The sequence below is a fragment of the Parahoeflea olei genome (genome assembly GCF_001703635.1).
Classification (GTDB): Bacteria; Pseudomonadota; Alphaproteobacteria; order Rhizobiales; family Rhizobiaceae; genus Hoeflea; species Hoeflea olei.
Window position 1 is genome coordinate 540,321 of record NZ_LQZT01000012.1, and the last position, 10,775, is coordinate 551,095.

Below are 10,775 nucleotides of genomic sequence, written 5' to 3' on the forward strand. Positions count from 1 at the left end.
TTTCGGGTGCCCGGCAATCCGGGCCGTTTCGCTATTCGCGGCCGAAACGCCCGCTGGCATGGGCCAGCATGGTGTAGACCTTGCCGGTGTCCGAGGTCAGGTAGGTCTGCGTCATCATGTTGTCGCGGTCATTGCGGGCGACATCCGACAGCAGCTTCTCGAAATCGGCGATATAGCGGTCCACGGCCGAGCGGAACTCGGGCTCGCGGCTGTATTTCGACTTGATCTCCTCGAAGGTCTGCTGACCCTTGAGGGTGTAGAGCCTGCGGGTGAAGACATCGCGTTCGCCGCGCTGGTAGCGCCGCCACAGGTCGACCGAAGCGTCATGGTCGATGGCACGGGCAATATCGACCGACAGCGAGTTGAGCGATTCCACCACATGGCGCGGGTTGCGCTCGGGCGTGCGCGCAGCTGCCGGCCGGGCAGGGGCACGTTCCTCGCGCGATGCGCCGCGCAAAAGGTCGCTGACCCAGCCCTCGCTCTTGGCGGGGGCGGCGGCAGCCGGCTCGACGCTGCCGCGCAGCGGCGCACGCTGAACCGGGGCCTCGGTGCGGGGCGCCGGAGCGGCGGCTGCCAATGCCGGCTCGCGCCGGGGCGCGGGCTGGGCGGCAACGGCCGCGCGGGCGGGACGCTGCGCCGCCTGGCTGAACTCGGCCTGGTGGGTCGACTGGCTGACGATCTGCGACAGGTCCTGAAGCGCCTTGATCTGGTCGGCCACCGCACGGCGCATCGCCGCCGCGCTTTCCCGGGTTTCCTCGGGAAGGTCGAAGGCGCCGCGCTTGAGTTCGCTGCGGGTCTGGTCGAGCTCGCGGCGGATTTCGGCGGCGGACTGGCGGATTTCGTCCGTGGCGCCGGAGAAGCGCGAAATCGCGTCCTCGATGGCTTCGCGCATGCTGTCGCGAAGGGTGCCGGCGGCGGACTGGGCGCGGTTTTCGGTGGCGCGCAGCAGCTTCTCGGCATCCTCGACGGCCTCGCGGACGCTCTCCCGCATGGTGCCGGCGGCGGTGTGGGCGCGGTCTTCGGTCTGGTCGAGCAGCTTGCCCGCGTTTTCCGCGGCCGCACGCAGCCCGCCTTCAAGCCGCGAGGCGGCACGGCGGGACAGTTCGTCGGCGCCGGAGAACGCCTTTTCGACGATCTCTTCGAGCGAATGCATGGTGGCTTCGATCTGCTCCGAACGGCTGACCAGTCCGACCGACAGGGCCTGCAGGGCCTCGCGGCGCTCCTCGAGCGTGGAGGCGAGGTTGGACTGCGCCGCCCCCAGAAGATCGGAGGCCGAGGCGAGCACCTTGGAGTGATCGTCGAAGCGCCCGGCGATCGCGCCGACCTGGTTGAGGGTGCGGCTCGAAATGTCGGTCAGGCGCTCGACCTTGCCGTCGAGAAGGCGGGCGGAGCCGGACAGCAGTTCCGCGGCCTTTTCGGTGGAGCTCGAGAACTCGCTCGTGGTCTGCGTCAACTGCTCGGTGGCCGCGCCCAGCGTCGAGGCGGCATTGGCCACGACCCTGGAGATTTCCTGGTTGCTCGAGCCCAGGCGCTCGAGAAGCGTGCCGACATTGCCGCTGAGGCTCTGGCTGGCGGTCTCGATGGCCGACAGGGTTTCGCTGGTGCGGTTGGTGATGGCGTTGATCAGGGCCGCGTTCTCGGCACGCAGGCGGTCGGTCGAATTCTGCGTGACCTCGGTCAGGCGGTTGGCGAATTCCTCGCCGCTGGCTGCATAGCGCTCGACCAGCGGGCGGGCCTGTTCGTCGATGACCCGCGACAGTTCTGCCGAACGGCTGGCGAGCATCGAGTTGAGTTCGCGGGTGCGCTCGTCCAGCGTCGAATGCACGGAGGTGGCGCGGATGTCCATCGCCTGCTCGGCCTCGACCAGCTTCTGGATGATGGTGACGGCCTTCTGGTTGAGGGCGTCGCCGAGCGATCCGGTGCGGTTGACGATGTCGTCGGCCGACTGGCGCAACCGGGCGTCGATCGACCCGGCCTGTTCGTCGAGCGCGGAGACGAGGCTGTTGGCGGTGCCGGCAAGGCGGGCGGTCATCGCCTCGGTCTTCTCGTCCAGCTTGGAGACCAGGCTGTTGGCGGTTCCGTCGATGCGGGTCGAGATGGCCGCGGTCTTCTCGTCGAGCGTGGAAACCAGGTTGTCGGCGGTGCCGCCGATGCGGGCTGCCATCGCCTCGGTCTTCTCGTCGAGGGTGGAGGCGAGGTTGCTGGCGGTGCCGCCGATGCGGGCCGCCATGGCCTCGGTCTTCTCGTCGAGGGTCGAGACCAGGTTGTCGGCGGTGCCACCGATGCGGGCTGCCATGGCCTCGGTCTTCTCGTCGAGGGTGGAGGCCAGGCTGTTGGCGGTGCCGCCGATGCGGGCCGCCATGGCCTCGGTCTTCTCGTCAAGCGTGGAGACGAGCGTATTGGCGGTTTCGCCGAGCCGGTCGGAAATGGCGCCTGTTTCCCTGGCGAGCCGTGCGGAGAGCGCGTCGGTCTGTGCCGCGAAACGGGCCTCGCTAGCGTCGAGCGCACCGGCAATGGCATTGGCCTGGCTGCCCACGGTTTCGCCCACGCGTTCGACCAGATCGCTGATCCGGCTGGCTTCCTTGCCGAGGCCTTCGGCGCTCGTGGAAATGCTGCTGGCGATGTTTTCCGCATGCGCGGCCAGGTTGGCGGTGCGCTCCTCGACCTGAAGATCGAGGGTGCGGGCGAATTCGCGCGACTGGTGGTCCATCCGGCCGGCAAAGCCGGAGCTCACGGATTCCAGCGTCTCGCTGGCCTTGAGCGCTTCGGCGTCGAGTTCGATGGCTGCGGCGGCGACCGCCTCGCGCAGCTTGGCCGCGAGGCCGGTGGCCTTGCCTTCGATCGTCTTGGAGACCGATTCAAGCCCGATTCCGAGCATGGAATTCATGGTCGTCAGGCGTTCGTCGACACGTTCGGTGCCCTTCGAAAGCGTGGCTTCGATGCGGTCGGATGCGGTCTGGGCCACTTCCTCGTAGCGCCGGCCCTCGATGTCGAGGGTTGCCGCCAGGCGTTCGGTGACGTCGGACAGGCCCGCCTGGATCGCTTCCGCCCGGGCGGAAAGCCGACCGTCGAGGGCGTCGGCCGCCTGATCGACGGCTGCCCCAAAGCCCTGCGCGCGTTCGCCGAGCCGGCGGTCGAGCGCGTCGGCGCTTTCGGCGATCGCGCCGAACAGGGCGGTCGAGCGCTCGCTCAGGCTTGCATCGATGCGCTCGGCGCCGGCCGAGAGCGCGGTGTCGATGGCTTCCGCACGCGAGGCGAGGGAGGCCTCGATCGCCTGGGTGCGCGAGGCGAGCGAGTTGTCGATGCGCTCGGCGCCGCTCGACAATGCGGTCTCGATGGCGCCGGCGCGGGAGGCGAGCGCCGCCTCGATTTCTTCGGTGCGCGAGGCCAGGGTGCTGTCGATGCGCTGGGCGACGCCTGCGGTCGAGGCTTCGATGCGCTGGGCCGCACCCGCAGTCGAGGCTTCGATGCGCTCGGCGCCGGTGCCGAGCGTGGCCTCAAGCGCCTGGCTGCGGTCGGACAGGGTTGCACCGATGCGCTCGAGGCTCGACGACAGGATGCCGTCCATGGCGTTGGTGCCGCCGTTGAGCGTCTCGTTGATGCGCGACAGGCTTTCGGTGAGCTTGCCGTCGAGGCTGCCCGCGCGGCTGTCGAAGGCCGAGGTGAACTCGCCCACGCGCTCGTCGAAGACGGCGGTGAGGCGGCTGATCGAGGATTCGAGCTTCTCCTCGAAGAAACCGGAGCGCAGGTCGAGGTCCATGATCGCGTCTTCGGTGCTCGACTTGAGGGCCTGGCTGAAGGAGGCACCCTTTTCGTCCAGCGCGGAATTGAGCGAGGCGAGGGTCTGTTCCAGGCCGGACGCGATCGCCTGCTGGCCGACGCCGAGGCTTTCGGAAATCTCGCGGGTGCGCTCGATCAGCGTCTCGTTGAGCTGGCGCGCGCGCTCGCTGAGCGCTGCGTTGAGCTTCTCGGTATTGGCGTCGAGCGTCGAGGCGCGGGTCTCGAACTCGGCCAGAAGCGCCTTGCCGCGCTGGCCCAGCTGGAGGTTGAGCATTTCGAGCCGGGTGTCGAACTCGTCGGTGAGTTCGCCGCCGGAAACCTTGAGTGCGGTCACCAGCGCGTCGGTGCGGCCTTCGAGCAGGGATTCCAGCTGGCGGCTGGTCTCCATGGTGCGTTCCTGGAGATTGGCCGCGCGGGTGTCCATCAGTTGCGCAAAGGCCTGGCCGGAGGTGGAGATGCGCACCGCGATCTCTTCGCTGGCGATGGTCAGCTCTTCCTTGAGCTGTTCGTGGGCGCCGGAGATGGAGGCGCGAAGCCGCTCGGCATGGCCGATGATGGCGTCGCGTTCGCTGCCGAGTTCCTGCACCAGGCCGCGCACCCTCAATTCGTTTTCCGAATAGCTGCGCTCCAGCGCGTTGACTTCCGAATGCACCAGGGTTTCGAGTTCGGAGGCGCGCGCGATGGTGCGCTCGATGCCTTCGTTCATGGCCGAGACTTCGCGGCGCACGGCCTGGCCGACGCTCAGGATCCGGTCGCCGGCCACGTTTTCCGGCTCGGCGAGGCGCAGCGCGACTTCGGCCATCGAACGGGCGGCGGAGCGCATTTCGCGGGCCCGCGCCATCATGATCGAGAAGGCGAAGAAGATCAGGATCGGCACGACGATGCCGACCAGGAAGCCGATGACGGCCGGCATTTCGAGAAGGTCCGAGAACGACCGGATCTCCCAGATTTCCGGCGCGAGCAGCAGATTGGCGAGGCCGATGCCGCCGACCGCCCACAGCACCGAGATGATCGTGGCATTGCGCAGCGCGCCGCGGCTTGAGCGGATTTCGAGCGCGCGCAGTAGGCCGGCGGTGGTCTTGCGGCTGTCGTCATTGGCGGGGGCAAGCGGGGCTGCGGGGGTGAAGGGGGGCGCCTGCATCCGCGGCGCGGTGCTTTCCCCCGGTCCCGCCGGGCGCGCGTCCGAGCTCGCGGGCTTTGCCGCGTCGGCATTCTTCAGCTCGCGGGCCGCGCTTGAAACCTTCTGCTCCAGCTCCTCGATCGAAATATCGTCGAGCCCACCCAGATCGTCATCGTCCGGGTTGATGCTCAGGGCGTCTTCGAGCGCCTCGTAGGCCTGCTCGTCAATGCTCTTGTCCGCTGGTGTCTTACTCATGCCACTCAAGACCTCGTTACTCGAAGAGGGTCTGATCGCCCGATCCGCCACTGCCGGACGCCCGAAACCGGACCCGACGACCCGTGAGCCCAGACAGCACGGCAGGCGTCGCGTCCCGTTTCAGGACCCTCAAACTCCAATTTAGTGACACACACGGCAGAAATTAACAATTGAAAGCCGCTGGATCGGGCGCGTGTCCACGACTTTTTGGGCTCCTTCTGTGTCAAAAGAATGCGCAAAGGCCAACTAAACGCCACATTTACACCCTGTTAACCATGCCCGCAGATTCTCCCAAATCTTGCCGTCCGGCGTTTACCCGATCGCGAGATTGGGCGGCCAGACTGCCGGTTAGACACGAAACGAGGAATTCCGCCATGGCGGCAGCCAGCATCGCATTCGAAGCCCCCGAAGTCAGCTTCCAGCCGCGCCCTTCCGGCGCCCGGCCAATCGACCTCGTTCACCTTGCGCGTCAGACCGGCGGCGACAAGGCGCTGGAAACGGAAGTGCTGGCGCTGTTCGCGCGCCAGGCCCGTGAAGCCGTAACGCGGCTCGGCGCGCTTGATGCCACGGAACGGAGCGCACTCGCGCACCGGCTGGCCGGAGCCGCCAAGGGCGTGGGGGCGTTCGAAGTCGCTCGCTTTGCCGGCGAACTCGAAGCCAAGCCCCGCAATGCGGCCGTGGTCGCGGCCTTCACCAAGGCTGTCGTCGAGGTCGACAACTTCATCGTCGGCCTGACGCGCTCGTCGTCGGCCTGACGCGCCAAGCGGCCTCGCGCCGCTCGCCTCTCTCACGCACCGAAGCCTGCCGGCCGGAATGCCCCGGTTGCGGCGGGCATCGGCATTTCCGGGCCTTCACGGAGCCTGCGCCGGCCCGCGACTTTGGAAAACCATGTCGCGCAACGCTGTCGCAGCGCGGTTTTCATTCTTGCCTCATGCGGGTGAGCGTGTATGAAAGCCTCAATCTCCTGCAAACACGCCAGAGGCCGTAATGACCAAGATTACCCTAGTTGCTTTTGACGGAACCCGTTTCGACGTAGATGCCGTGAACGGGTCTACGGTGATGGAAAACGCAATCCGCAATTCCGTTCCCGGCATCGAGGCCGAATGCGGCGGCGCCTGTGCCTGCGCCACCTGCCATGTCTATGTGGACGAGGCGTGGACCGACGCTGTGGGCACACCCCAGCCGATGGAGGAGGACATGCTCGATTTTGCCTATGACGTGCGTCCGACCTCCCGCCTGTCGTGCCAGATCAAGGTCCGCGACGAACTCGAGGGCCTCATTGTCCATGTGCCCGAGCGGCAAGCCTGATTTTCCTCTCTTGACCGGATACCTGTGATGTCTACCCCGATTGAAACCGATGTCGTGATCGTTGGCGCCGGGCCGTGCGGCCTGTTTGCCGTGTTCGAACTTGGTCTTTACGATCTCAAATGCCACCTGGTCGACATTCTCGACCGTCCCGGCGGCCAGTGCGCCGAACTCTATCCCGAAAAGCCGATCTACGACATTCCGGCCTGGCCCGAGATTTCCGGCCAGGCCCTGACGGACAAGCTGATGGAACAGATCGCGCCGTTCAAGCCGGAATTCCACTTCAACCGCATGGTCTCGGGCTTCCGCAAGCTCGACAACGGCCGCTTCGAGGTGGAAACCGACGAGGGCGAGCTGCTGCACTGCCATGCGGTGGTGATCGCGGCGGGCGGCGGCTCGTTCCAGCCCAAGCGTCCCCCGGTTCCGGGCATCGAGGCCTATGAAGGCTCGAGCGTGTTCTATTCGGTGCGCCGGATGGAAGAGTTCCGCGGCCAGGATCTGCTGATCGTCGGCGGCGGCGATTCCGCGCTCGACTGGACGCTCAACCTGCAGCCGGTGGCAAAGTCGGTGACGCTCGTCCACCGGCGGCCCGATTTCCGCGCAGCCCCCGACAGCGTCAACAAGATGTTCGCGCTGCGCGAACAGGGCAAGATCAACTTCCACGTGGGCCAGGTCTCCGGCCTGAAAGGCGAGGGCGGCCAACTGACCGCTGCGACCGTCAAGGGGCCGGACGGCGAGACCGACATTCCCTGAACCCGCATGCTGCCGTTCTTCGGCCTGACGATGAAGCTCGGGCCGATCGCCGACTGGGGCCTCAACCTGCATGAGAACCTGCTCACCGTCGATACCGAGAAGTTCGAGACCAGCATTCCGGGCGTCTTTGCGATCGGCGACATCAACTGGTATCCGGGCAAGCTCAAGCTGATCCTGTCGGGCTTCCACGAAGCGGCGCTGATGACGCAGGCCGTGGCGCGCATCGCCCATCCCGACCAGAAGATGGTGTTCCAGTACACCACGTCCTCGACCAGCCTGCAGAAGAAGCTCGGCGTCCAGTAACGCCGTCTGAGGCCGGTTCGACCGTTCCACGCACGCGCGCGCCCCGCATCCGGGTTCCGATTTCGGTCCGGATGCGGGGCGTTCTGTGTTTCTCCGGCATCGGCACCGCCGCCGGCACCGGCGGACCCGATACGGCCGCGGAGCATGCAGAAAAAAAGGCCTCGCGGTTCCGTAGAGGAAAGCGAGGCCAAATGGGCGCAACAGGTATCAAACTCGATGTGGGAGGACCATCAAGCGGCTTCCATGCGCCGGTAAACCCGAATCAGTTGTCTAGAATCGTCCCTTGAGAGGAAGAGTACCTGAAACAGGGGGCGCGAATATTGCGAGGAATAGCCGGTGGAAAATCGGGGTCGGTGCTGTTGCAGTCTAGATTCCGGAAATACTTCTTCGGTTCAGTCCGTCATCGCGTTCTACATGGCGCCTGGCGCCAAGATCTTAGGTTGGGGCCAAAGTCGGAGCACGAGCTTTCACCCGTCCGCTGCGAGCCCTTGTAGCGCAACAGTCTCTCCATCCGCCGTTGGTAGCTTGCGGCTTCCACCCGGTCGAACCGGTCCTGATCGGCAGCGTGCCGCTTGATGATCCTCTGGGTCACCGCGTCGGCGCGCGCCTGCATCCGTTCGCAGTCGCGCTGCGGGCGCAGCGCCTCGAGCGCCCGTTCGAGCTCGCGCGCATAGTTTCGCGCGATCTCGGCATGGCGTTCCTCGTGGCGCTTTATGTCGGAGGACAATGTGTCCCAGACCAGCGCCATGTCGGGGCTGGCGCGCTTGCGGTCGTTCCAGCGTGGCAGGATGAGATGGGTCTCGAGCGTGACCTTCGCGTCGATCACGCGGCAGCGGCCCTTGCGGCTCTCATAGTCGATCGAACCGCCAAGCTTGATGCGCGTGGCGCCGGCGTGACGGTTGCCGGTGTCCTGCAGCATCGGGCCGAGCTTGGAGAATTCACTTTCGAGATCCTCGATGGTCTGGCCGGAGACCTTGAAATACGAGTAGCTCTTCTTGATCAGCGGCTCGGCCGCGCCGGGGCCTGCGGCAAGGCACAAGGCCAGCACCGCGGCGACGAGGCGAGTGGGATGCATGGGCGACTCCGGCTGCAAAAGGTTTCGGGGAACTTGCGCCATGGAGCCTGCTCATGCAACAGGAAGCCGACCGCTGCGGCCCTGTTGCCCGGCCCGGAAACGAATTGCCGGGACAACCGGCCGCGCGGCGGCCACGGCTCCAGCGGCGGCCATGTACGGTATCAATTGTGGCGCCACAGAGGCCGCGGAATCCGGAAAGCAAGAACATGCAGACACCTCCTTCACACGACTTCGATCCCAGGGAGTTCCGGCTCGGCCGCGGCGCTCGGATCCAGCTCGGCCCGAAATCGCGGGTGATGGGCATCCTCAACGTGACGCCGGACTCCTTCTCGGACGGCGGCCTGGCGGCGACCACGGAGGCGGCCGTGGCCGCGGCGCTGGCGATGCATCAGGCGGGCGCCGACATCATCGACATCGGCGGTGAATCCACCCGCCCCGGCGCCGATCCTGTGGAGGCCGTCGAAGAGCAGCGCCGCATCCTGCCGGTGATCGAGGCGCTCGCGGACCATGGCGGCATCCTGATCTCGGTCGATACCTGGCGCGCGGAGACGGCACGGCTTGCGCTCGCTGCCGGTGCGCATCTGATCAACGACGTCTGGGGGCTGCAGCGCGAGCCGGAGATCGCGCGGTTTGCCGCGGAGGCGGGGGCGGCGGTGGCGATCATGCATACCGGCCGGGAACGCACCTGCCTGCCGGACCTGATCGCCGACCAGTTCGCCTGGTTCGCCGCCTCGCTCGCCATCGCCCGCAAAGCCGGGATCGGCGATGACAGCATCCTTCTCGACCCCGGCTTCGGCTTCGCCAAGGACGCGCGCGACAATCTCGAACTGATGGCGCGGTTTGCCGAGCTGCACGCGCTCGGACTGCCGCTCCTGGCCGGCACCTCGCGCAAGCGCTTCATCGGCGGGCTCACGGGCAGGGATGCGCCCGACCGCGATGTCGGCACGGTTGCCACCAGCGTGGCGCTGCGGCTCGCGGGGGCGGCGATGTTCCGGGTGCACAATGTCGCTTTCAACATCGACGGGCTTGCGGTCGCCGACGCGATGGTTCAAACCAGCCGCGAACAGGAGCCCGGCCATGGCTGACACCTATACCATCCGTCTCGCCAATTGCGCCTTCTTCGCCCACCACGGCGTGCATGACGAGGAGGAGTTTTTGGGCCAGCGCTTCTTCGTCGATGCCGAACTCATGGTTGATCCGGGCGATGCGCTGGAAACCGACTCGCTTGAGGGCACCGTGCATTACGGCGTCGCCTTCCAGGTGATCGAGCGGATCATCACCGGCAAGCGCCGCTACCTGATCGAGGCGCTGGCGCTCGATGTGGCCAAGGCGCTGACCGCGGAATTTCCGCAGATCCGCGTGGCGCGCATCACCGTGCGCAAGCCGAGCGCGCCGGTGCCGGGCGTGCTCGACCATGTCGAAGTGACGGTCGAACACCGTGCCTGAGGCGAAAACCGTCATTGCCGCCATCGGGCTCGGCGGCAATATCGGCGATCCGCGCCGCACCATGGCGCGCGCGCTTGAGCTGCTCGATGCCCATCCCGACATCCGCCTGCGCACGGTCTCGCGGCTCTACCGCACGCCGCCCTGGGGCAAGACCGACCAGAACTGGTTCCTCAATGCCTGCGCGCTGATCGAGACCCGGCTCGACCCGCATGAATTGCTCAAGGTCTGTCTCGACATCGAACTCAGGCTCGACCGGGTGCGCACCGACCGCTGGGGGCCGCGCACCATCGATCTCGACGTGCTGCTGCACGGCGATTTCCTGTCCGATCACGCGGACCTCACGGTACCGCATCCGCGCATGACCGAACGCGCCTTCGTGATGGTGCCGCTGGCCGATATCGCGCCGCGCGCGGTGGTCAACCTGCAAAGCGTGGCCGACTGGGCCAGCGAGGTGGATTCGGACGGTATCGAGACGCTGAGCGCCGACGGCAACTGGTGGCTGGCGGAAGCGGGCATGCCGGAAGCGCCATCGCACGACTGAGCGGGCTTGCCGCCCCAACGGAAAAGCCGCCCGCGCGACGGGATGGCCGCGTCTTCGCGCGCCGGTCCCAGAGATTTCCATTCACCTGAACAGCCAAACGCCGCGCTTCGGTGGAAGCGCGGCGTTTGGCTGTTTCGTGTCTTGTGCGCTCTGGAGCGCTGTGCTGCGGCTCAGAAGCGGACGGTCAGGCGGGCGGC

Annotated in this window: 7 protein-coding genes and 1 pseudogene; 6 read left to right on the top strand and 2 right to left on the bottom strand. The window is 66.7% G+C overall.

Annotated features, from left to right (window positions below; genetic code table 11):
* Positions 1-31: 31 nt before the first annotated feature.
* Complete coding sequence (locus AWJ14_RS11085; protein ID WP_066178506.1) at positions 32-5,155, bottom strand: apolipoprotein A-IV repeat region-like domain-containing protein; 5,124 nt, start codon at positions 5,153-5,155, stop codon at positions 32-34.
* A gap of 374 nt (positions 5,156-5,529) precedes the next feature.
* On the opposite strand from AWJ14_RS11085, the gene AWJ14_RS11090 reads away from it, so the two are divergent.
* From AWJ14_RS11090 to AWJ14_RS11100, 3 genes and pseudogenes are all read left to right on the top strand, one after another.
* On the top strand, positions 5,530-5,910 hold the full coding sequence (locus AWJ14_RS11090; RefSeq protein ID WP_066178509.1) for an Hpt domain-containing protein: 381 nt from the start codon (positions 5,530-5,532) through the stop codon (positions 5,908-5,910).
* Between the two features lie 232 nt (positions 5,911-6,142).
* Positions 6,143-6,463, top strand: coding sequence for a 2Fe-2S iron-sulfur cluster-binding protein (locus AWJ14_RS11095; protein WP_066178512.1), 321 nt, complete (start codon positions 6,143-6,145; stop codon positions 6,461-6,463).
* A gap of 27 nt (positions 6,464-6,490) precedes the next feature.
* Positions 6,491-7,516, top strand: a pseudogene (locus tag AWJ14_RS11100) (NAD(P)/FAD-dependent oxidoreductase).
* Between the two features lie 400 nt (positions 7,517-7,916).
* Here AWJ14_RS11100 and AWJ14_RS11105 read toward each other — a convergent pair.
* Positions 7,917-8,591 (bottom strand): DUF922 domain-containing Zn-dependent protease, encoded by a 675-nt coding sequence (locus AWJ14_RS11105; RefSeq protein ID WP_066178515.1) that lies wholly within the window; start codon positions 8,589-8,591, stop codon positions 7,917-7,919.
* A gap of 206 nt (positions 8,592-8,797) precedes the next feature.
* Between AWJ14_RS11105 and folP the strand changes: the two genes are divergently transcribed.
* From folP to folK, 3 genes are read left to right on the top strand one after another with little or no spacing between them, the layout of a single operon-like run.
* Complete coding sequence (folP, locus tag AWJ14_RS11110; RefSeq protein WP_066178518.1) at positions 8,798-9,676, top strand: dihydropteroate synthase; 879 nt, start codon at positions 8,798-8,800, stop codon at positions 9,674-9,676.
* Positions 9,669-10,037: a dihydroneopterin aldolase gene (gene folB, locus AWJ14_RS11115; protein WP_066178520.1), complete on the top strand. Its 369-nt coding sequence runs from the start codon at positions 9,669-9,671 to the stop codon at positions 10,035-10,037. The genes folP and folB overlap by 8 nt, the downstream gene beginning before the upstream one ends.
* Positions 10,030-10,578, top strand: a complete 549-nt coding sequence (gene folK, locus AWJ14_RS11120; RefSeq protein ID WP_066178523.1) for a 2-amino-4-hydroxy-6-hydroxymethyldihydropteridine diphosphokinase — start codon at positions 10,030-10,032, stop codon at positions 10,576-10,578. The genes folB and folK overlap by 8 nt, the downstream gene beginning before the upstream one ends.
* Positions 10,579-10,775: the final 197 nt, after the last annotated feature.